20 protein-coding genes and 1 other RNA gene are annotated in these 22403 nt (G+C 60.7%); 14 read left to right on the top strand and 7 right to left on the bottom strand.

Going from position 1 to position 22403, the window contains the following annotated elements; all coding sequences use genetic code 11:
• The first annotated feature begins 56 nt into the window (after positions 1–56).
• The 10 genes from ybgC to glmM all read left to right on the top strand — a co-directional run bounded on the left by ybgC (position 57) and on the right by glmM (position 11236).
• Positions 57–497 carry a tol-pal system-associated acyl-CoA thioesterase gene (gene ybgC, locus H4I99_RS08835; RefSeq protein ID WP_163900693.1) on the top strand — a complete coding sequence of 147 codons (441 nt, stop codon included), beginning with the start codon at positions 57–59 and terminating at the stop codon, positions 495–497.
• A 286-nt stretch (positions 498–783) separates the two neighbouring features.
• Complete coding sequence (tolQ, locus tag H4I99_RS08830; RefSeq protein WP_099058746.1) at positions 784–1503, top strand: protein TolQ; 720 nt, start codon at positions 784–786, stop codon at positions 1501–1503.
• 26 nt (positions 1504–1529) lie between these two features.
• Complete coding sequence (gene tolR, locus H4I99_RS08825; RefSeq protein ID WP_163900695.1) at positions 1530–1979, top strand: protein TolR; 450 nt, start codon at positions 1530–1532, stop codon at positions 1977–1979.
• A gap of 9 nt (positions 1980–1988) precedes the next feature.
• Positions 1989–3104 carry a cell envelope integrity protein TolA gene (tolA, locus tag H4I99_RS08820; RefSeq protein ID WP_163900697.1) on the top strand — a complete coding sequence of 372 codons (1116 nt, stop codon included), beginning with the start codon at positions 1989–1991 and terminating at the stop codon, positions 3102–3104.
• 22 nt (positions 3105–3126) lie between these two features.
• The gene (tolB, locus tag H4I99_RS08815; protein WP_163900699.1) at positions 3127–4434 is read left to right on the top strand and encodes a Tol-Pal system beta propeller repeat protein TolB; all 1308 of its coding nucleotides are present in this window, start codon (positions 3127–3129) and stop codon (positions 4432–4434) included.
• A gap of 154 nt (positions 4435–4588) precedes the next feature.
• Positions 4589–5122 carry a peptidoglycan-associated lipoprotein Pal gene (gene pal, locus H4I99_RS08810; protein ID WP_163900701.1) on the top strand — a complete coding sequence of 178 codons (534 nt, stop codon included), beginning with the start codon at positions 4589–4591 and terminating at the stop codon, positions 5120–5122.
• Between the two features lie 175 nt (positions 5123–5297).
• Positions 5298–6263 (top strand): tol-pal system protein YbgF, encoded by a 966-nt coding sequence (ybgF, locus tag H4I99_RS08805; protein WP_163900703.1) that lies wholly within the window; start codon positions 5298–5300, stop codon positions 6261–6263.
• A gap of 25 nt (positions 6264–6288) precedes the next feature.
• Positions 6289–7605, top strand: a complete 1317-nt coding sequence (gene tilS / locus H4I99_RS08800; protein ID WP_163900704.1) for a tRNA lysidine(34) synthetase TilS — start codon at positions 6289–6291, stop codon at positions 7603–7605.
• A gap of 110 nt (positions 7606–7715) precedes the next feature.
• Complete coding sequence (ftsH, locus tag H4I99_RS08795) at positions 7716–9659, top strand: ATP-dependent zinc metalloprotease FtsH (RefSeq protein WP_163900706.1); 1944 nt, start codon at positions 7716–7718, stop codon at positions 9657–9659.
• 221 nt (positions 9660–9880) lie between these two features.
• Complete coding sequence (glmM, locus tag H4I99_RS08790) at positions 9881–11236, top strand: phosphoglucosamine mutase (protein WP_163900708.1); 1356 nt, start codon at positions 9881–9883, stop codon at positions 11234–11236.
• A gap of 112 nt (positions 11237–11348) precedes the next feature.
• Here the strand turns inward: glmM and H4I99_RS08785 are convergent, their stop codons facing one another.
• The 4 genes from H4I99_RS08785 to H4I99_RS08770 form a co-directional block, all read right to left on the bottom strand.
• The gene (locus tag H4I99_RS08785) at positions 11349–12095 is read right to left on the bottom strand and encodes a YebC/PmpR family DNA-binding transcriptional regulator (protein WP_163900710.1); all 747 of its coding nucleotides are present in this window, start codon (positions 12093–12095) and stop codon (positions 11349–11351) included.
• A 123-nt stretch (positions 12096–12218) separates the two neighbouring features.
• On the bottom strand, positions 12219–13055 hold the full coding sequence (locus tag H4I99_RS08780; RefSeq protein WP_163900712.1) for an MBL fold metallo-hydrolase: 837 nt from the start codon (positions 13053–13055) through the stop codon (positions 12219–12221).
• 129 nt (positions 13056–13184) lie between these two features.
• Positions 13185–14009, bottom strand: a complete 825-nt coding sequence (locus H4I99_RS08775) for a TIGR00282 family metallophosphoesterase (RefSeq protein WP_163900714.1) — start codon at positions 14007–14009, stop codon at positions 13185–13187.
• A 19-nt stretch (positions 14010–14028) separates the two neighbouring features.
• Complete coding sequence (locus H4I99_RS08770) at positions 14029–14601, bottom strand: 5-formyltetrahydrofolate cyclo-ligase (RefSeq protein WP_163900716.1); 573 nt, start codon at positions 14599–14601, stop codon at positions 14029–14031.
• A gap of 185 nt (positions 14602–14786) precedes the next feature.
• On the opposite strand from H4I99_RS08770, the gene H4I99_RS08765 reads away from it, so the two are divergent.
• The 3 genes from H4I99_RS08765 to H4I99_RS08755 all read left to right on the top strand — a co-directional run bounded on the left by H4I99_RS08765 (position 14787) and on the right by H4I99_RS08755 (position 19066).
• Entirely contained in the window at positions 14787–16820 is a 2034-nt protein-coding gene (locus H4I99_RS08765; RefSeq protein WP_163900718.1) for a methyl-accepting chemotaxis protein, read from the top strand.
• Between the two features lie 284 nt (positions 16821–17104).
• Positions 17105–18349 (top strand): SAM-dependent methyltransferase, encoded by a 1245-nt coding sequence (locus tag H4I99_RS08760; protein ID WP_163900720.1) that lies wholly within the window; start codon positions 17105–17107, stop codon positions 18347–18349.
• An 87-nt stretch (positions 18350–18436) separates the two neighbouring features.
• Positions 18437–19066, top strand: a complete 630-nt coding sequence (locus tag H4I99_RS08755; protein ID WP_163900722.1) for a LysE family translocator — start codon at positions 18437–18439, stop codon at positions 19064–19066.
• A gap of 40 nt (positions 19067–19106) precedes the next feature.
• On the opposite strand, the gene ssrS is transcribed toward H4I99_RS08755, so the two are convergent.
• From ssrS to H4I99_RS08740, 3 genes are all read right to left on the bottom strand, one after another.
• Positions 19107–19265: non-coding RNA, 6S RNA (ssrS, locus tag H4I99_RS08750), on the bottom strand.
• 76 nt (positions 19266–19341) lie between these two features.
• Positions 19342–19716: a cell division protein ZapA gene (locus H4I99_RS08745; RefSeq protein WP_163900723.1), complete on the bottom strand. Its 375-nt coding sequence runs from the start codon at positions 19714–19716 to the stop codon at positions 19342–19344.
• 62 nt (positions 19717–19778) lie between these two features.
• Positions 19779–20051, bottom strand: a complete 273-nt coding sequence (locus H4I99_RS08740) for a DUF4164 domain-containing protein (protein ID WP_163900726.1) — start codon at positions 20049–20051, stop codon at positions 19779–19781.
• 350 nt (positions 20052–20401) lie between these two features.
• Between H4I99_RS08740 and tkt the strand changes: the two genes are divergently transcribed.
• Positions 20402–22384 carry a transketolase gene (tkt, locus tag H4I99_RS08735; protein WP_163900728.1) on the top strand — a complete coding sequence of 661 codons (1983 nt, stop codon included), beginning with the start codon at positions 20402–20404 and terminating at the stop codon, positions 22382–22384.
• Positions 22385–22403 lie beyond the last annotated feature (19 nt).

The raw sequence follows: 22403 nt of genomic DNA, 5'->3' as shown, positions 1-22403 counted from the left end.
CGCAGAAAAGCCCTCCCGGCGCGGCATTCAGGCATTTCCCGAACAAGGACAACATAATGACGAATATGGATTTTTCCCTTTCCGGACACCTGATGGAGCACGGACACAGGCTCATTCAGCGCGTGTATTATGAGGACACCGATTTTTCCGGTCTGGTCTATCACGCCCGCTACCTGCACTTCCTCGAACGGGGCCGCACCGACTATCTTCGCTGCCTCGGCGTCGAGCAAAGCGCGCTGATCGGGATAGACGAGGAAGGCCTCGTTTTCGTCGTTCATCGCATGGAAATCGACTTCAAGTCGCCTGCCCGCATGGATGATATACTGGAAATCAGGACGACCACCACCAAGGCTGGCGGCGCAAAGATGGTGCTGGAACAGGAAATCCGCCGTGGCGAGGACCTTCTGATCGCTGCGAAGGTCGTCATCGCCGTCGTCAACCGTCGCGGACGTCCCCGCCGGCTGCCGGAAGATCTCGCCGCGCAGTTTCTCGCCTGATTCGCGGTATCGCGCAGCGAGCGAACAAAAATGCTTCGATGGCAATCCGTCACCGCTGACATGCGGCAGTGATAACGCTCCTTTAACCATAATGATGTCTTACTAACATTATGGGAAATTGTGCGTCGCACGCCTTCCTTTGACCAAATTTCGAGGCAAGAAGGCAATCTGGGAGCTTGAAGCGGGATTAGGGCGTTCGGCGAAGGCTACCGCAAATTTCCGGTAACAGAGCTTTTTCACCGCCCGGTCATGCGCCGGGCGTTTGGATTTCGGGGATTACAAAGCGATGGAAGAAGTTGGATTGGCAGCAGCGACCCATGACGTGAGCCTCTGGGCCCTGTTCATGCAGGCCGGCTTCGTGGTGAAACTCGTGATGCTGGGGCTGCTCGCAGCCTCGGTATGGACCTGGGCGATCGTCATCGACAAGTTCATGAGCTACTCGCGGGCCCGCCGGCAGTTCGACCAGTTCGAACAGGTGTTCTGGTCCGGCCAGTCGCTCGAGGAACTTTACCGGACGCTGGCCGAGCGCAGCAACACCGGCCTTGCCGCGATGTTCGTGGCAGCCATGCGCGAATGGAAGAAGAGCTTCGAACGCGGCGCACGGTCGCCGATCGGTCTTCAGATGCGTATCGACCGCGCCATGGACGTGACGCTGGCGCGCGAGTCGGAAACGCTCGAAGCCCGCCTTGCATCGCTTGCTACCATCGGCTCTGCCGCCCCGTTCGTCGGCCTCTTCGGTACGGTTGTCGGTATCATGACCTCGTTCCAGGCGATTGCCGGTTCGAAGTCGACCAACCTCGCCGTCGTCGCCCCCGGTATCGCGGAAGCACTTCTGGCGACGGCAATCGGCCTCGTCGCCGCTATTCCCGCCGTTATCGCCTACAACAAATTCTCCGGCGAGGCCGGCAAGCTGACCGCCCGCATGGAAGGCTTTGCCGACGAGTTCTCCGCCATTCTTTCGCGCCAGATCGACGAGAAACTGCAGCCCCGTCAGGCGGCGCAGTAATCGGTTCGACTTAGGAGACGCAAGCAATGGGTATGTCTGTTGGATCGAGCGGTGGCGGCGGTGGACGTCGTGGCAGGCGCGGCGGCCGCAAGGCTCCGATGAGCGAGATCAACGTGACGCCGCTCGTCGACGTCATGCTCGTGCTGCTCATCATCTTCATGGTCGCCGCCCCGATGATGACCGTGGGCGTGCCGTTGAACCTGCCCAAGACGGGTGCCAAGGCTCTCAATTCCGAAACGCAGCCGATCACCGTCTCCATCAAGGCCGACGGCTCGGTGTTCATTCAGGAAACCCAGATTCCCGTCGACGAAATCGGCGCCAAGCTCGCTGCTATTGCAACGACCGGCTACACCGAGCGTATCCATGTGCGCGGCGACGGCGAAGCGCCCTATGGCGTGATTGCAGACGTCATGGCCCGCATGCAGGCCGCAGGCTACACGAATGTGGGCCTTATAACCGAGCAGAAGACAAACTGATTTACAGCGATGAAGGTCAGCCTCGCGACATCGGCCGTACTGCATGCACTGGCGCTCACATGGGCGCTGGTATCTATCAGCTCGACCGAAACCCTTGACGTATCGAACGTCGAGGCGCTGCCTGTCGAACTCGTGCCGATCGAGGAACTGACGCAGATCCAGCAGGGCGATCAGAAGGCTCCGAAGGCGGAAAAGGCTGCTCCCGTTCCCACCAAGCGCCCGGCGCCTGTCGAGAACGCCGAAAACCTCGGCGACAACAAGATCGACCTGAAGTCGGTGCCGACCCCGAACGCCAAGCCGAGCAACAACGAGTCTTCCGCCGCGCCGGAGAAGGTCGAGAAGGTCCAGCCGAAGCAGGACAACGAAACCAACGACATCAAGGAAATCATCAAGGAAGACACGGTCGCCGAGCCGCAGAAGGAAGTGGCCAAGGCCGAACCGCCGAAGCCGCAAGTAACGCAGCCGCCGGCACCCGAAAAGCCGCCGGAGCCTACTCCGCAGCAGCCTGACGAAACCGCGGAAATTCCGCTTCCGGAAAAGGCGCCTGTTCCGTCCGTCCGTCCGAAGCCTGAAACGCCGAAGCCGGTTGAGCCAAAGGCCGCCGAGGCCAAGCCGACCGAGAGCCAGACGCCGAAGACGCCTGACAAGAAGAAGGACACCAAGACCCAGGAAGCGGCGAAGTCAAAATCCACCAAGGAAAGTGATTTCAACGCCGACGATGTCGCGGCGCTCCTAAACAAGAACGATCCGACCGCCGGTGGCGCCAAGTCCTCGCAGGACAAGGCCGCATTCGGTGGCAAGAAGACGACCAGTGGTACGAAGCTGAGCCAGACCGAAATGGATGCGCTGAAGGGTGTCATCCAGAACAACTGGTCCTTCATCCCCGGACTGGCCGGCATGGAAGGCATGATCATTACGGTCCGCTTCCGGCTGGATGAATCCGGCAATCTGGTCGGCGATCCGGAAGTAAGCGCCAAGGGCGGCGAGACATCGACACAGCAAGTCATGATGGGTAGCGCAAGACGCGCGGTTCTGCGCTCCGCTCCTTTCAGCAATCTTCCACGTGACAAATATGACGCCTGGTCGGAGGTCATCGTGAACTTCGACCCCAGCGAAATGATGTAAAAGCTAAAAAGGCTTGGAACTCATGATGAAACTCAATCTTCTTCGATATCTGGCGGTGGTCGTCGGCCTTGCCGGCGCCTTCGCCACACCGGCCCACGCGGTCGTCGAGATCAACATCAACAAGGGTAACGTAGAGCCGTTGCCGATTGCGATCACGGACTTCGCCTCCAGCAACGGTATCGGCGCCAAGATCTCGGCAGTCGTCGAGGCGGATCTGAAGCGTTCCGGCCTGTTCGCCCCGGTGAGCCGCGCCGCGTTCATCGAGAAGATCAGCAATCCGGACCAGACACCGAACATGCAGAGCTGGACCGTGCTGAATGCACAGGCGCTCGTCGTCGGTCGCGTCAGCCAGGAGGGCGATGGCCGGCTCCGCGCAGAATTCCGCCTGTGGGACACCGTCGCCGGCCAGCAGATGGCAGGCCAGCAGTTTTACACCCAGCCGGAAAACTGGCGTCGTCTCGCTCATATCATTGCCGATGCGATCTACGAGCGCATCACCGGTGAAAAGGGCTACTTCGACACCCGCGTCGTCTTCGTTGCCGAAAGCGGCTCCAAGGCCGACCGCAAGCGCCAGCTCGCGATCATGGACCAGGACGGTGAAAACGTCCGCACGCTGACCAACAGCAAGGATATCGTTCTGACGCCGCGCTTCTCGCCGAGCCGTCAGGAAATCACCTACATGTCCTTCGAAGGCCAGCAGCCGCGTGTCTACCTCCTGCAGCTCGAATCCGGCCAGCGCGAAGTCGTCGGCAACTTCCCCGGCATGACCTTCTCGCCGCGCTTCTCTCCCGATGGCCAGCGAGTCATCATGAGCCTGCAGCAGGACGGCAACGCCAACATCTACACGATGGACCTGCGCTCGCGCACCACGACGCGCCTGACCTCCACAGCTGCGATCGACACCTCGCCCTCCTATTCGCCTGACGGTAACCGCATCGCCTTCGAAAGTGACCGCGGCGGCCGCCAGCAACTCTACGTGATGAACGCCGACGGCTCCGGCCAGCAGCGCATCTCCTTCGGCGACGGCTCCTACTCCACCCCGGTCTGGTCACCGCGCGGCGACCTGATCGCCTTCACCAAGCAGTCCGGTGGCAAGTTCTCCATCGGCGTGATGAAGACCGACGGTTCGGGCGAGCGCATCCTGACCACCGGCTTCCACAACGAAGGCCCGACCTGGGCGCCGAACGGTCGGGTGCTGATGTTCTTCCGCCAGAGCGCAGGTGCCGGCGGTCCGCAGCTCTACTCGATCGACCTCACCGGTTACAACGAACAGCTCGTCAAGACCCCGGGCTACGCCTCCGACCCGGCCTGGTCGCCGCTTCTCGAATAGGACACAGCTACGCCCTCTTCCTGCCGCAAAGTGTTGAGAATCAGCGCATTGCGGCAGTGTTTTGACACTTTGTTAACCATGTTCGTTCGAAGCCGGTTAACCTCGAATGGTTAAAGTCCGGCAACCCTAACGGAAAGAATCAAGGAGACCGGCGATGAGCCGCATTCACACCCCGGCGAAGAGCCGCATGCAGCAGCTGGCAAGCAACCCCGCAATCGTCGCCATCGCGATGACGCTGGCACTTGCCGGTTGTGCCTCGAAGAAGAACCTCCCGAACAGCGCTTCCGAACTCGGCCTCGGCGCCGGCGGTTCCGCCACCCCGGGTTCGACGCAGGACTTCACCGTCAACGTCGGCGACCGCATCTTCTTCGACACCGACTCGACCTCGATTCGCGCCGATGCCCAGCAGACCCTCGACCGTCAGGCCCAGTGGCTGCAGCGCTACCCGAACTACGCCATCACGGTCGAAGGCCATGCCGACGAACGCGGTACCCGCGAATACAACCTGGCGCTCGGCGCACGCCGCGCAGCCGCCACCCGCGATTACCTCGCTTCGCGCGGCATTCCGGCAAGCCGCATGAAGACCATTTCCTACGGCAAGGAACGCCCGGTCGCGGTCTGCGACGACATCTCGTGCTGGTCGCAGAACCGCCGCGCCGTCACCGTTCTCGGTGGCGCAGGCCTCTGATCCGGGACATCGATCGACGCCCGATCGATCAACCCCATGTGAAGGCGGCCCCCCGGGCCGCCTTTTCTTTTCTCCACACTTTGGCCGAACTTGAGTTGCTTTTTTACGGTCAATTGTAAAAATCCGTTACGCACGCCATTCGACGTGACGATTCAAGGATAACAGGACGAACCATATGAAGAGACTTGTCATGGCCGCATTGCTTGCGACGGCCTCGCTGGCAGGCCTGAACGGGACGGCAAACGCGTTGCAGCTGTTCCCGTCGCTGCACAAGAGCCAGCCGGCTCCGGCTGCCAACAGCCGCCAGCCTGTGCAGCTTGCGCAGAGCGCCGACCCCTCCATCCGGGTGCAGCAGCTCGAAGAAGAGATCCGCACCCTCAACGGTCGTATCGAGGAAATGAGCTATCAGTTGCTGCAGATGCAGGAACAGATGCGCAAGACCCAGGAAGACAATGAATACCGCTTCCAGGATCTGGAAAAGGGCGGCGCCAAAAAGAGTGGTGCGCTCGACAAGCCGGTGAATGCGGGTGCGACGCAGCAGGATTCGGTCGCCGAGATCATCACCCAGGAACCGGCGGCCGGTGGAAACACCGGCGCCTCCTCTTCGTCGCTCGGACAGCCCGAGCAGACGCTCGGTTCGATCGAACTCGACTCCAGCGGCATGCCGCAGACTGCGACAATCAACCAGGATGCCGTCAACAAATCCTCGGCCCTGCCCGGCGTGGCCGCTCCCTCGTCAACCCAGTCCGCAGCCGGCGGGTCGGAAGGCGATGTCTATCAGGTTGCCTACGCCCATGTTCTCTCCGGCGACTACGGCATGGCTGAAAACGAATTCCGCGACTTCATCACCCGCTACCCCAAGAGCAACAAGATTGCCGACGCCAATTTCTGGCTGGGCGAAGCGCTCTATTCGCAGGGCAATTTCAACGAGGCCGCCAAGACCTTCCTGAACGCCCATCAGGCCTACAGCACGTCGCCAAAGGCCCCTGAAATGCTGCTGAAGCTCGGCATGTCGCTGGCCGCGCTCGACAATACCGACACCGCATGCGCCACCCTGCGCGAAGTGTCGAAGCGCTACCCGAAGGCCTCCCGCGCGGTGGTTTCCAAGGTGGCGAGCGAACAAAAGCGCCTCGGCTGCTGATCCGCGTCCGCTCGGCCGATCCGCCGTGGACCATTCCCATTCCCCCGAAAATGCCGCCTCAAGGTTCCTCGACCGTCTCTCCGGTTCGCGCAGGCTTCTTGTCGCCATTTCCGGCGGCAGCGATTCCACCGGCCTGCTGATCGCTCTCGATCGCGCCATTCGCTCGTGCCGCCTGCCCCATTCCCTCACCGCCGTTACGATCGATCACCTGCTAAGAGCGGAGAGCACTGCCGAAGCTGAAGCCGTCGGCAGGCTCTGCGCCTCGCTCGGCATCCCTCACCGCACCATCGCCTGGAAAGATGAAAAGCCCAAAACGGGAATTTCGGCGGCGGCTCGCGAAGCGCGCTACCGTCTTCTCGCAAAGGCCGCGACGGAATTCGGCACAGACCTCATCGTCACTGGGCACACGCTCGACGATCAGGAAGAAACCGTCGCCATGCGCGCCACCCGCGCTGCGAACGACAATCTCGGTCTCGCAGGCATGGCGGAAGCCACACTCCACGACCGCCGCTTCTGGCTTCTGCGCCCCTTCCTTTCGGTTCGCCGTCAGCATATCCGCGATTATCTACTCCAACTCGATCTCGGCTGGATCGACGATCCCAGCAACGAGGATCGCAAATATGAACGCGTTCGACTACGTCAGGACCGCGGCGCCGTCGATCCGGAAGCTATCCGCTCCGCCGGCGTCGAAAGAACGGAATTGTCGCGGCAGGCAGCAGCCCTTATCGGAACACATGCAGCAGGCTACGCCTCGCTCGTCGTAAAATTGCCACCCGAAGCCGTTTCCCCCCGGTCGCCTGCTTTCCTGCACGCGTTCTCGACGCTCTGCGCCGTCACCGGGGGCCGCTCGCATCGGCCAGGGCGCGAGAGCATGGATCGGCTGATCTCATTCCTTGCCACCGACCGGACGGGCCGCATCACTCTCTCCCGCGCGCTCGTCGAACGGCGCAAGGACGGCCTGTTTCTCATGCGCGAGAACCGCGATATTTTGCCGCTGGAAATCCCGGCAGGAGAAACCGCGGAATGGGACGGACGCTTCCGCATTACCAACACCGGAACGCAAACCGTACGCGTAACGCCCGGTCGGGCAGCGCCGCCCCTTCCCTGTCCTCAGGGTCTCGCTGATGGCATCATTCGCCATCTGAACCGGATCGGACCTTCTGTTGCCCCCGGTAAAGCAATAGTGATGTCTGCGGGCACATCATCCGGCTCCGTGGATTTGCAACCTTGTCTGCCCCTGTTCGACCGCTTCCTGCCGGCATTCGACCTCGATTTGGCGAACGCCATGGCAAGACTCATGGGACGGAAGGACTATTGCCCTCCGCCGTTTAATCCTTATTGACGGAAAAAGCAGGCAAAACGCCGCTTTGCCTTGGCAAGGCCGCAGTGCAATCCTATGTTAGTCGATAATCAGGCGGGCCATTTGCCCGCGTACCTTATTCGGGGAGTTCGATGAACCCAAATTTTCGGAACTTTGCGCTATGGGCCATCATAGCCCTCCTGCTGATCGCCTTGTTCAGCATGTTCCAGACGACGCCGTCGCAGACAAGCTCGCGCGAAATTCCGTATTCGCAGTTCCTTCGCGAAGTGGATTCCGGACGTGTGCGTGACGTGACCGTCACTGGCAACCGCGTTCTCGGCACCTATGCCGAAAACGGCACGGCCTTCCAGACCTACTCGCCTGTCATCGACGACAACCTGCTCGAAAAGCTGCAGTCGAAGAACGTGATGATCGTCGCCCGTCCGGAAACGGATGGCTCGTCCGGCTTCCTGAGCTATCTGGGCACGCTGCTGCCCATGCTGCTTATCCTTGGTGTCTGGCTTTTCTTCATGCGCCAGATGCAGGGCGGTTCGCGCGGCGCGATGGGCTTCGGCAAGTCCAAGGCAAAGCTTCTGACAGAGGCCCATGGCCGCGTCACCTTCGACGATGTCGCTGGCGTCGACGAAGCCAAGCAGGACCTCGAGGAAATCGTCGAATTTCTGCGCGACCCGCAGAAGTTCCAGCGCCTCGGCGGCAAGATCCCGCGCGGCGTGCTGCTCGTCGGTCCTCCGGGCACGGGTAAGACGCTTCTCGCCCGTTCGGTCGCCGGCGAAGCCAACGTGCCGTTCTTCACCATTTCCGGTTCGGACTTCGTTGAAATGTTCGTCGGCGTCGGTGCAAGCCGCGTCCGCGACATGTTCGAGCAGGCCAAGAAGAACGCGCCCTGCATCATATTCATCGACGAAATCGACGCTGTCGGTCGCCATCGTGGCGCCGGTCTCGGCGGCGGTAACGACGAACGCGAACAGACGCTCAACCAGCTTCTGGTCGAGATGGACGGCTTCGAGGCCAATGAAGGCATCATCCTGATCGCCGCGACCAACCGTCCCGACGTTCTCGACCCCGCACTGCTGCGTCCCGGCCGCTTCGACCGTCAGGTCGTCGTGCCGAACCCGGATATCGTCGGCCGCGAACGCATCCTCAAGGTTCATGCCCGCAACGTTCCGCTGGCGCCGAATGTCGATCTCAAGGTTCTGGCTCGCGGTACGCCCGGCTTCTCCGGGGCTGATCTGATGAACCTCGTCAACGAAGCCGCCCTCATGGCTGCCCGCCGCAACAAACGCGTCGTCACCATGCAGGAATTCGAAGACGCCAAGGACAAGATCATGATGGGCGCCGAACGTCGTTCGTCCGCCATGACCGAAGCCGAAAAGAAGCTGACTGCGTATCACGAAGCCGGCCACGCAATCACCGCACTCAAGGTTGCTGTCGCCGATCCGCTGCACAAGGCCACCATCATTCCGCGCGGTCGTGCGCTCGGCATGGTCATGCAGCTTCCCGAAGGCGACCGCTATTCGATGAGCTACAAGTGGATGGTCTCGCGCCTCGTCATCATGATGGGCGGCCGCGTGGCGGAAGAGCTGACCTTCGGCAAGGAGAACATCACCTCGGGTGCGTCCTCCGACATCGAGCAGGCCACCAAGCTCGCCCGCGCCATGGTCACCCAGTGGGGCTTCTCCGACGTGCTCGGCCACGTCGCCTATGGTGAAAACCAGCAGGAAGTCTTCCTAGGCCATTCGGTATCGCAGTCGAAGAACGTGTCGGAATCGACCGCCCAGAAGATCGACAGCGAAGTGCGTCGCCTGATCGACGAGGCCTATACCGAAGCGACCAAGATCCTGACGGAAAACCACGACGGCTTCGTCGCAATCGCCGAGGGCCTCCTGGAATACGAAACCCTGACCGGCGACGAGATCAAGGCGCTGCTCAAGGGCGAAAAACCGGCCCGTGATCTGGGGGATGACAGCCCGCCGTCGCGCGGCTCCGCCGTACCAAGCGCCGGCTCCAAGAAGGACGGCCCGAGCACAAAGAGCGGCGAAACCGACGAGGGCGGCCTCGAGCCCCAACCTCACTGATCCCTCGCGTTCAGTACGCAAACAGCAAGCCACCCCCGGCAACGGCGGGTGGCTTTCTTGTAGACGGTAACGCGATGTAATGGGTTTTTGCGGTAATTTACGTGTCCTGCCGCCGATTTTGTGGCAAGAGCAGCCCAGTAGATATCGCGTTATCCGCCTCACGCGGCGTATTCATCTCGTCGACGCAAGCAGGCAGCAAACGAAGCATTTCGGGAAAACACATGACACGTCGTTATTTTGGCACGGATGGCATTCGCGGACAGTCCAACCACTTTCCGATGACGCCTGACCTCGCAATGCGGGTCGGCATAGCGGTCGGCACCATCTTCCGGCGTGGCCATCATCGCCACCGCGTGGTGATTGGCAAGGATACCCGCCTTTCCGGTTACATGCTGGAAAATGCGCTTGTTGCCGGGTTCACCGCTGCCGGCCTCGACGTCTTCCTGCTTGGCCCGATCCCGACGCCTGCCGTCGCCATGCTCACCCGTTCACTGCGCGCCGATATCGGCGTCATGATATCGGCGTCCCACAATCCCTTCGCTGACAACGGCATCAAGCTCTTCGGCCCGGACGGATACAAACTTTCCGACGAGCTTGAAGCGCAGATCGAGGACCTTCTCGAACAGGATATTTACGGCCAGCTCGCGCCAGCCCATGAGATCGGCCGTGCCAAGCGCGTCGAGGGCGACATTTATCGCTACATCGAATTCGTCAAGCGCACCCTGCCCCGCGATGTTACCCTGCATGGACTGCGGGTCGCGATCGACTGCGCCAACGGCGCCGCCTACAAGGTTGCCCCGCTGGCGTTGTGGGAACTCGGCGCGGAGGTCGTGACCATCGGCAACGAACCGAACGGCACCAACATCAACCTCGACTGCGGCTCCACCCATCCGGCAGCACTGCAGAAAAAGGTGCATGAAGTCCGCGCCGACATCGGCATTGCGCTTGACGGCGATGCCGACCGCGTCATCATCGTCGATGAGAACGGCGCGATCGTGGATGGCGACCAACTGATGGCGGTCATTGCCGATACCTGGGCGCACGACCAGATCCTCAAGGGCGACGGCATCGTCGCCACCGTCATGTCCAACCTCGGCCTCGAACGCTTCCTGTCGGGCAAGGGTCTCAGCCTCGCCCGCACCAAAGTCGGCGACCGTTACGTGGTCGAGCACATGCGTCAGCACAACTTCAATGTCGGCGGAGAGCAGTCGGGACATATCGTGCTCTCCGATTTCGGCACGACCGGCGACGGTCTCGTAGCCGCTCTTCAGATCCTCGCCTGCGTCAAGCGTACGGGCAAGACGGTCAGCGAAATCTGCCACCGCTTCGATCCGGTTCCGCAACTCCTTCGCAACGTACGCTATTCCGGCGGCAAGCCGCTTGAGGACACCGCCGTCAAGCAGGCCATCGCCGACGCCGAAAGCGAACTGTCGAAGAACGGCCGCCTTGTCATCCGCCCCTCCGGCACCGAACCCCTGATCCGCGTCATGGCCGAAGGCGACGACCGCAGCCAGGTCGAGCGCATCGTCAATGATCTGGTCGACGTCATTGCCAACGTTCGCAGTGAAGCCGCATAACTTCCTCTTTGAGGCTCTCCTCATCTGAGGAGGAAAGGCGGATGCTCAAAAGGAAAACGAAAAAAGGCCCGGCCGCCATCAGCGCCGGGCCTTTTCTTGAACAGAATACGGATCAGGCCGAGAGCTTGGCCATGACCTCGTCGGAGACTTCGAAGTTCGAATAGACATTCTGGACGTCGTCGTCATCTTCCAGCGTGTCGATGAGTTTCATCAACGACCGAGCCTTCTCCTCATCGACTTCGATGGTGTTCTGTGGCTTCCAGATCGCCTTGACGGTTTCGGCTTCGCCGAGGACTGCTTCCAGCGCCTTGGACACTTCATTGATGTCCTCGAAGCCACAATAGATAGTGTGGCCGTCGTCATCTGAAACCACGTCTTCGGCACCGGCTTCGATCGCGGCCTCCATGACCTTGTCGGCATCGCCGACGGAGGCCTTGTAGGTGATTTCGCCAACGTGATCGAAGGAGAAGGAAACCGAACCGGTTTCACCCAGCGCACCGCCAGCCTTGGAGAAGATCGAGCGAACGCTGGAAGCCGTGCGGTTGCGGTTGTCAGTCAGCGCTTCGACGATGACCGCCGTACCGCCTGGACCGTAACCTTCGTAGCGGATCGAGTCATAGGTTTCGGCATCGGCGCCCGACGCCTTCTTGATGGCGCGGTCGATGTTATCCTTCGGCATCGACTGAGCCTTGGCATTCTGCACGGCAAGACGAAGAGCAGCGTTCATGGCCGGGTCAGGCAGACCGGTCTTCGCCGCAACCGTGATTTCGCGAGCAAGCTTGGAGAACATCTTCGAACGGATACCGTCCTGCTTGCCCTTGCGGTGCATGATGTTTTTAAACTGTGAATGGCCAGCCATGGCACCCCTGATCAGGTCTAAATATTGGGAATGGCCGCCTTATAAGGGTGAAAACCTCACCGTTCAAGGGGAAGCAAGGCAAAACCGACGCCCGGCCCCAGTGGGCTTCGGCTCTGCACCACCTCACATTCCCTGCAGTACAAGGATCAGCGGCTTGCGCGGCATGGTGCGCATAGAGACAGTAACGCCCGGACTGTCCGACACTTTCACATCGAAACTCTGATCGAACATGGCAACAAAATCACGGACGGGTTGCCCCGTTCGATGCATCGGCAGGATGAGCGCCGAACGCAACCGCTTGATCGTGCGGCTCATGCTGTCGGCCCCCATGGTCAGCCCGCCATCGACCGGCACCATCACAACGTCAAGGCGGCCGATCTCGGCATAGTGACCATCCGTCAACTCGTGATGCAAATGGCCAAGATGCCCGATGCAGAGCCCTGCCACCTCGAAAATGAAGATGGAATTGCCATTAGGTTCGAAATCGCCGCCCCAGCTGCGAATGTCGGTCGAGACATTGCGAATATAGGTATCGCCGACCACGAGCCGGTGCTCGATCTTCTCGCCCGGCTTCGCGTCGTTCCAGCCATGCAGCACGTTAGTGATCGAGGGATCCGGCGTGAGCGTGAAATGGCTGGAATGGGCCTTGTTCATGGTAACGATATCGGGAATTTTCGACGTCCGGAGCCAACCATTGAAATCGGTGGCGATGGAGATGCCGCCCGGCGTATCGATCTGAAAGGTTGAATGGCCGAGAAAGGTAATCGTTACGTTTTCGGGCAGCGCCGCCAATTGCCGGGAAACCGTATCTTCCGAGGGCTTGAAGGCCGCAAACGTCGCCGATGGCAGTTTCTCCGACATCAACTGACACTGACTGACCTGTCGGTTGGTATCCTGGGCAGCCGCACCAACGGCGGCAAGCGTCAGGGAAATGAACGCCATCGCAAGTCGCAGCAGCATCACGCAGGCCCCGCTCATCGATCAGATGACTGAGGATGCGACAGGCTGGATATCAGGTAAAGCGCCCCGCGAGGCGGCCACTGTCACATTACCGTGAGGCCGGGGCGTGCGCCGCCTCGACGGCAATGGTCAGCGCCAGAAATCCGGAATGGTTTCCGTCAGACGCGGCCCGATCCTGAGCGGTGCGATCTTCTCGGCAAGACCGGTCCGGTCCGAGATCTCGACGCCGACGCCGCAGATCGTGGCGGGACCGTGCGCGGCCTCGAAACGGCCCTTCGGCATCTTGGATATGAAGCGGTTGAGCGGCTCTTCCTTCTCCATGCCGAGCGAGGAATCGTAGTCGCCGCACATGCCGGCGTCCGACATGTAGGCCGTACCGCCATTGAGGATCTGATGGTCTGCCGTCGGTACATGGGTATGCGTACCGACGACGAAGCTCGCGCGGCCATCGACGAAATGACCGAAGCACTGCTTCTCGCTCGTTGCCTCGGCATGGAAATCGAAGATGATCGCATCCGCCTGTTCCTTCAACGGGCAAGCGGCCAGGATGGCCTCCGCCGACTTGAAGGGATCATCGAGTTCAGGATGCATGAACACGCGGCCCATGATGTTGGCGACCAGAACGCGGGCGCCATTGCGGGCGTAATAGATGCCGGAGCCGCGGCCGGGTGTGCCGGCGGGATAGTTTGCCGGACGAAGGAACTGGTCATGACGCTCGCAGAACACCACGGCTTCCTTCTGGTCCCAGACATGGTTGCCGGTCGTCACGACGTCGGCACCGGCATTGATCGTTTCGAGGTAGATGTCCTCGGTAATGCCGAAACCGCCGGCCGCATTCTCGCCGTTGACGACGACGAAATCCAGCTTGAGATCGGAGATCAGGCCGGGCAGCCGCTCCCATACCGCCGTGCGCCCCGTCTTGCCTACCATGTCTCCGAGAAAAAGCAGTCTCATTCGCCTTGTCCAGTCTCTGTCAGAATTGCCTGTAGCCGCTTTCCGTCAGAATAGCCTCGAGCTGTACGTCATGCGGTTCAAAGGGCACTTCTGCCACCTCCTGACAGTCGAATGCAATGCCGATAAGCCTTGGATCGTGGCCTTTTTCTCTCAGCCGGGCGATCGCGCGATCATAATGACCCGCGCCGTAGCCAATGCGGTGGCCACGAGCGTCGAAGGCCGAAAGCGGAACCAGCATAATTTCCGGGTCGAGAACCACAGCCTCGGGACCAGGTCCGCGCGTGCCGAAACCGGTATCGATCAGGTCCGCGCCTACCACCAGTTCACGGAACAGGATGGTTTGCCTGTCCTGTATGATCGGCAGGCAGAGCCTTGCTCCGCGGGTCCTCAAGTGTGCCATCAGCGGGCGAATATCGGCCTCAGAGCGGATCGGAAAGAACCCTGAAATGATCGTCCCCGGCACAAACTCCAGCCGATCTCCGCCATATTCAGCCATAGCAAGGCTGTATTCCGTCCTCAGGTCTACCGGTATCGCATCCCTCGCTGCAAGCCGCTCACGACGGATGACGGCCTTCCGTTCTCTGTTGCTCATATCGTGCATGCATCCCTCAAAGTGAGCGGACCATACCCTAGACGGCACTTTTTGCAATCGCGCCTCAGCTGCTCAACCAGTCGGGCCCCCAAAGCGCTTTAGATCCTATTTTTCCGGCTTTCCCAAAGGATAATTAACACTCGTCAATTATAGTGCATCGCAACACAACTGACAGGATATTCTTCATGAAGATTTTCTCGCGCTTCGGCATCGTCAAGACCGTCACCATGACAACCGTCCTGGTATTGATGGCCTCGCTCGCCGTCGTGTCGTGGGTGATCTCTCAAAACATAGCTACACGCATTTCGGAGCAAGCGATCGCGGGCCAGAATGCGAGCCTCAGAACGGCAGCAACCATCGTCGAACGCGATTTGCCGGGAACCGTCATCACCTGGGGCAAGGATGGCAACGTCCAGCGCATCGCAACGACCGCGATCCCGGCGGAATACGCCTCTCACGAAATGATCGACACGATCGGCCGCATGACCGGCCAGACCGCCACCATTTTTGCCTGGGATCAAGCAAGCCAGGACTTCTGGCGCAAGACCACCAACATCATAAAGCCGGACGGCAAACGCGCGGTCGGTACGGCACTGGGTCAGAAGGGCGCCGTCTACCCCGTCGTCACCAAGGGCGGCACCTATCGTGGCGAGGCCGTCATTCTCGACGTTCCCTATTATACGATCTACCAGCCTATCTTCGCGCCGACCGGCGAAGTGACCGGCATCCTCTATGCCGGTGTCCGCGCAGCCGAGATCGACAGCATGGCCCATCAGATGGTATGGGCTATCGGCACGACGGCCCTTGCAGTCCTCCTGCTCGGCGCCGTTATCATCGCGCTGATCGCGCGCCGCATCATCGGCCCCCTGCCCCAGCTGACTGCCGTCGCCGGCGAAATGGCATCCGGCCATCTCGATGTCGTCGTGCCCCATGGCGATCTCGGTAACGAGGTCGGCGCGCTGGCGCGAGCGCTCGACGTCTTCCGCGAGAGCGCTCAGCAGAAGATCGAGCTTGAACGGCAAGCGGCGGAGAACATTGCTCTCGGTGAGCAGGAACGCGTCGAACGTGAAGCGCTCAAGGTCGAGGAGGCACGCCGGACCCAGGCCGCCGTCGATGCACTGGCGACCGGTCTGCATCGTCTCAGCGAAGGCGACCTCACTGTCCGCATCGACCAGAATTTCGATGGCGGGCTGGAGCGTCTGCGCACCGACTTCAATCATTCCATCGACAAGCTGAACGGCACCCTCTCCCAGCTTCGCAACGAAACCCTCGGGATCGAGGCAAGCTCGACGGAAATGCGCTCGGCAAGCCAGGATCTTTCCAAGCGCACGGAGCAGCAGGCCTCGTCGTTGGAAGAGGCCTCCGCCGCCCTTGAGGAGATCACCTCCACGGTCCGCAGTTCGTCTGCCAAGGCCGACGAAGCATCCACCCTTGCTATGGCTGCCCGCAGGAGCACGGAAGGCTCCGGCAAGGTCGTTTCGGATGCCATCGAAGCCATGAGCCGCATCGAAAATGCCTCAAGCGAGATCTCCAAGATCATCAACGTTATCGACGAGATCGCCTTCCAAACCAACCTTCTGGCGCTCAACGCCGGCGTCGAGGCCGCACGCGCCGGCGAAGCAGGCAAGGGTTTCGCCGTTGTCGCACAGGAAGTACGCGAGCTTGCCCAGCGTTCCGCCAACGCCGCAAAGGATATCAAGGCACTGATTACGAAGTCAGGCGAGGAGGTCGCCGGCGGCGTGTCGCTGGTGCGTGAAACCGGCAAGGCTCTACAGGAAATTGCCGGTCAGGTCGTCGCCATAAACGACCACATCGCGGCGATCGCGACCGCCGCACGCGAACAGTCGGCCGGCCTGAACGAGATCAGTTCCTCGGTGAACCACATGGATCAGTTCACTCAGAAGAATGCCGCGATGGTCGAGGAAACGACGGCGGTAACGCACCGTCTGGCCGAAAGCGCTACGACGCTTTCTGGCCTCGTCGCCCAGTTCCGCACCTCCGATGCGGTCGCAGCATCCGGTCGCCGGACAACCTCGACACCGGCGGCATCGGCACCGGTTTCCGCACTGGCCAAGGCACCCGTAACGCCCCGCACCGCGGATGCGACGTCCCGGGCTGTCTCCTCCCCCGCTCGCGCCATGGCAGGCAAGCTCGCTCAGGCGTTCACCTCCTCAGGCGCGGCATCCGCTGCCGCCTCTGCCGACTGGGAAGAATTCTGAGCCTTTTCGTCGGCAGAACAAGTCTCTGCCGAATGACAACCGTAATCAACGAAACCGACGCCGGCACGCACCGCCTCAGGCTGGGGTTGCCCATAGCCATCACGGAGCTGGCGCAAGTTCAGACGCCGCGTTTCATCCAGCCGCCTCACCCGAGCGGCGAAACATCCAAGTGAACCCTCGACACAACTCGGCATGATGAGGTCCGGCATCTCCATTTCCGGATGCACCCGCTGCCTTTTTCGCTAACATAACGACGTAGCCGTCCGACTCGCTAAGAGGTGTACATGTTTCTACTGTCGCACATGTTGAAGTCATTCATCCAAAAGGGCCAACTGACGGTGATCGATGCCGAGGGCAAACGTCACGTCTTCGGCGGAATGGAACCTGGTCCGCAGGTCACGATGCGACTGACGGATCCCAAGCTCTATCGCAGTCTGGTTTTCAAAGCGGAACTTGTGGCCGGCGAGGCCTACATGGACGGCACCATGCGCTTCGAGGAAGGATCGACGCTGCGTGATTTCCTCATGCTGTTTTCGGTGAACCGCCTGTCGCTGGGCAAATACCCGATCGAGAAGGTCCTTCGGAAGATCAAGATGCTCTTCCGCAAGCGGCTGCAATCAAACAAGAAGGGCGAGGCCCAACGCAACGTCGCCCACCATTATGATCTTGGAAACGAGTTCTACAAGCTCTTCCTCGACGACAACATGCTCTATTCCTGTGCCTACTTCCGCGGGGAAGGAGAAACGCTGGAACAGGCTCAACGCAACAAGCTGCGACTCCTCGCCGCCAAGCTCGACTTGAAACCGGGGCTGAAGGTACTGGATATCGGTTGCGGCTGGGGTGATCTCGCTCTTTACTTGGCGCAACTCGAAAACGTCGAGGTCGTCGGCGTCACGCTCTCGAAGGAACAGCACGCGCTGGCGACCAAACGAGCCGCCGATGCCGGCCTTTCGGATCGCGTGCGTTTCGAGCTGAAGGACTACCGTGATGTCACGGAAACCTTCGACCGCGTGGTGTCCGTCGGCATGTTCGAGCATGTCGGCGTGCAGCACTACGACGAGTTCTTCAAGCAGTTGAACGCCTTGATGCCGGATGACGGTCTGGCTGTCATCCATTCGATCGGCCACATGAGCCCACCCGGCATAACCAGCCCGTGGATCCGCAAATACATCTTCCCCGGCGGTTATTCCCCCGCCCTTTCCGAGGTGCTAGCTGTCACGGAACAGAACAGCCTGTGGGTCACGGATATCGAGGTGCTGCGCCTGCACTATGCCATGACGCTCGCCCATTGGGGCCAGCGCTTCGAGGCCAACCGCGACAAGGTCGTCGCCATGTATGACGAGCGCTTCGCCCGCATGTGGGAGTTCTATCTCGTCAGCGCCGAAATGACCTTCCGCGCCGGCAGCCAGATGGTGTTCCATCTCCAGCTTTCCCGAAAGCGTGACGGTGCCCCGATCGTGCGTGACTATGCCACCGACCGCCAGCGCGCCTATATCGAGAAGGAAAAGGAACTCGGCCTGAGCATTTGAGCAAATGAGTATTTGGCCAAGCCGTTGCGGGGACGATGACCGCGCGATAACGTTGCCTCCTCAACAGAGGCCACGGAAATTCCCGCCATGTCGACAGACACTATACTCTGGTTCATCCCCGCCTGCTTCGCGCTCAATATGGCGTTCGGCCCGAACAACCTTCTCGCCTTGACCAATGCCATGCGTGCCGGCATTGCGGCGGCGCTTGCCGCGTCGCTCGGTCGCATCCTCGCCTTCGCCATCATGATCGTCATCACCGCGCTTGGTCTCGGCGCGCTGTTGATTGCATCCGAAATCGCCTTCTCGGCAGTGAAGTGGGTGGGCGCCGCCTATCTTGTCTGGCTCGGCCTCAAGCTACTGCGCGCAGGTGCGCCCAGGGTCGGTGATCTCGACGCGGCGAGGCCTGCCCGGACAACAGCAAGCCTTGCCCGGCAGGAATTCTGGGTGGCAATCGGTAATCCCAAGGCAATCCTGATCTTCACCGCCTTCTTTCCGCAATTCCTCGACCGCGGCGACTATGCAACGAGTTTTGCCGTGCTGGGCTTGATCTTCCTGCTGCTCGAAATGGCAGCGATCGCTATCTACGCCTTCATCGGCAGCCATCTCGGCCGCTTCGCCGGCAATTCGAACGTCTTTTCGTGGATGAACAAGGCAAGCGGCGGCCTGATGATCGCATTCGGCGCCATGCTTGCGTTGGCACATCGGCCAACTGCTTAGTCGCGACCCGAAGGACGACGATACTTACCTGACAAGGGAAGTGCGATCCACGGAGCCGATGGAGAGTTACGATCCTGGGTGCCTACAAACGTAGGTGGGCGCCATATGACCAAGCCCACGGGCCGGGTCAGGGACAGCTCCCTTTGGATCGGGTATGGCCCCAGGGATTGTGTGTTCCTGTCGAGAGCCGCAGACCGCATACGGAATATAGGATGAAACATTGGCGTTCGCCAGTGGTTCGAAGCGACATCCGAGGAAATTTCGAAACGGTCTACTTAGGCTCCGACAGTCGGACGCGCCGTCAGCTTCCGGGTGATGCCATTCAGTCGTTCGGTCAGTTCACCGACCACCTGGGTCAACATCTCTTCCCGCTGGCGCGCACCCGTCATCGCCGCATCCTGGCCGGAACGGAAGGTTGCAAGCTCACCTTCCAGCGCGGCAATGCGGCGATTGAGTTCGGACAGCTCGTCCATGATCATGATACCGGCCATGACAGTCACCCGGAGATCCCCGATCTCGCCGAACTGCGTCTTCAGATGACTGACATAACGGTCGAACTGGGTGGCAAGGTCGATCAGATGATCCTCCTGTCCCTCATCGCAGGCCATGCGATAGGCTTTGCCATCGATCGTTACAGTCACCTGTGCCATCAGTCTTCCCAAATGGCGCTCTGGCGCCGGCTTTGTATTTCAATGAATTCAGGCAGGTGGACCTACCTGTCGAGAACCGCCCGAATGGTTTCCATGGCCGTCACCAACCGGCGGGAAACCTCGCGATTGACCTCTTCCAGGCGGTTGGCCCGGAATTCGGACTGGTCCAGTTCCTGGGCAAGCCGCGCGCGGTCGGCATGCACCCGCTTGACCTCGCTGGCGACCTCGCTGTTGTCCCTCTGTGCCTCGATACGCATGTCGATGGCGTTCTCGAGACCGGAGATCGCCTGCCGAAGGGCGCCGAGCGCTATGTCGAACGAATTTTCCGTCGGCATTCCCTGAAGCCTCTGCTTTCCAGAAAAGGTGACCCGAATCGCTATCAAAGACACGCTGAATTGAGGGGGAACAGTATGCGGCGGGATTGCCACCCGTCAATAAAGAGCCCCTTTGGCAACACGGCCTATCTTGTGGACGAATGCCCCATCTCCAACTCCTTACAGCCATTGATGAGCCGATACAGTGCAGCGCATAGAAAAGAGGCAGAAACGTGTTTTTTGTCGCGTTAAACGCCAGAATACCGGGCATTTGTTGACTTGCGCGATTCACCTGCTAAGGATCAGCCGCTTTCAAACGACCGCGTGAATGCGCGGAGCGTTCCCCAGGACCCGGAACAAGCGGAACAGCCATGATTTCTCCCGACAAACATAACCGGATGGCGAATGCGATCCGATTCCTCGCCATGGATGCAGTGGAAAAGGCCAATTCGGGCCATCCCGGCATGCCCATGGGATGCGCCGATGTCGCAACCGTGCTCTTCACCCGTTTCCTGAGCTTTGACCCCAAGAACCCGCTGTGGCCCGATCGCGACCGTTTCGTCCTTTCGGCCGGCCACGGCTCCATGCTCCTCTACGCCCTGCTTTACCTCACCGGCTATGAGGACATGACCATCGAGGACATCAAGCAGTTTCGTCAGATGGGCGCCAAGACGGCCGGCCATCCAGAATACGGCCATGCCTCGGGCATCGAAACCACGACCGGCCCTCTCGGTCAGGGTGTCGCTAACGCCGTCGGCATGGCGATTGCCGAGAAGAAGCTGTCGAACGAATTCGGCTCCGATCTTCAGAGCCACTATACCTACGCGCTGGTCGGTGACGGCTGCCTCATGGAAGGTATCAGCCAGGAAGCGATTTCGCTTGCCGGCCACCTGAAGCTCAACAAGCTGATCGTGCTGTGGGACAATAACGGCATCTCGATCGACGGCGCGATCTCGCTTGCCGACTCGACCGACCAGCATGCACGCTTCCGTGCCTCCGGTTGGAATACGCTTGCGGTCGACGGCCACAATCCGGAAGAAATCGCCGCAGCGCTCGAAACCGCCCGCAATTCCGACAAGCCGACCATGATCGCCTGCAAGACGGTGATCGGTTTCGGCGCCCCGAACAAGGCCGGTACCCACAAGGTTCACGGCTCGCCGCTCGGCGCCGAGGAAATCGCTGCCGCCCGCAAGGCGCTCGGCTGGGAAGAGGAACCCTTCGTCGTTCCTGCTGACGTGCTCGACGCGTGGCGCCTCGCAGGCCTTCGCTCCACCAAGACCCGCAAGGACTGGGAAGAACGTCTGGCAAGCTCCGACGCGGAAAAGCGTGCCGAGTTCACCCGCCGCTTCGCCGGCGACCTGCCGGGCAGCTTCGACGGCGCTATCGACGCCTACAAGAAGAAGCTCGCCGAGACCAAGCCGACCGTCGCGACCCGCAAGGCTTCCGAGGATGCTCTCGAAGTCATCAACGGTGTACTGACCGAAACCGTCGGCGGCTCGGCCGACCTGACCGGCTCGAACAATACCAAGACCAGCCAGACCAAGTCGATCACCCCTGACGACTTCTCTGGCCGTTACATCCATTACGGCATCCGCGAACACGGCATGGCTGCTGCCATGAACGGTATCGCGTTGCATGGGGGCCTGATCCCCTACTCCGGCGGCTTCCTGATCTTCTCGGACTATTGCCGTCCGTCGATCCGCCTTGCCGCGCTTATGGGCATTCGCGTCATCCATGTGCTGACGCATGATTCCATCGGTCTCGGCGAAGACGGCCCGACCCATCAGCCGGTCGAACAGATGGCAGCGCTGCGCGCCATCCCGAACCTCTTGATGTTCCGTCCGGCCGACGCCACCGAAACGGCGGAATGCTGGCAGGTCGCGCTTGAGAACAAGCATCGTCCGTCGGGCCTTGCTCTGACCCGTCAGAACCTTGTCGCCGCCCGTACCGAATACGAAGAGAAGAACCTCAGCGCCTACGGTGCCTACGAACTGGTTTCGGCCAGCGACGCCAAAGTCTCGATCTTCGCTTCCGGTTCGGAAGTCGAGATTGCCCTCAAGGCGCAGGCGACTCTTGCTGCCAAGGGTATTCCGGCCCGTGTTGTCTCGGTTCCCTGCTTCGAGCTGTTCTTCGAGCAGCCGGAAGCCTATCGCAAGGCGATCATCGGCAACGCCCCGGTCAAAATCGGCGTCGAAGCTGCCATCCGCCAGGGCTGGGACAGCATCATCGGCTCCGACGGCGTCTTCATCGGCATGAAGTCCTTTGGCGCCTCCGGCCCCTACAAGGAACTCTACCAGCATTTCGGCATCACCCCGGAGGCGGTCGTTACCGCAGCCGAGGCAAAGCTCGCCTAAAGTTCCAGTTGACTAAGGG

This window comes from Paenirhizobium daejeonense, from assembly GCF_014280875.1.
Taxonomy (GTDB): Bacteria; Pseudomonadota; Alphaproteobacteria; order Rhizobiales; family Rhizobiaceae; genus Allorhizobium; species Allorhizobium daejeonense.
This window is presented reverse-complemented; position numbering and strand designations above follow the sequence as displayed.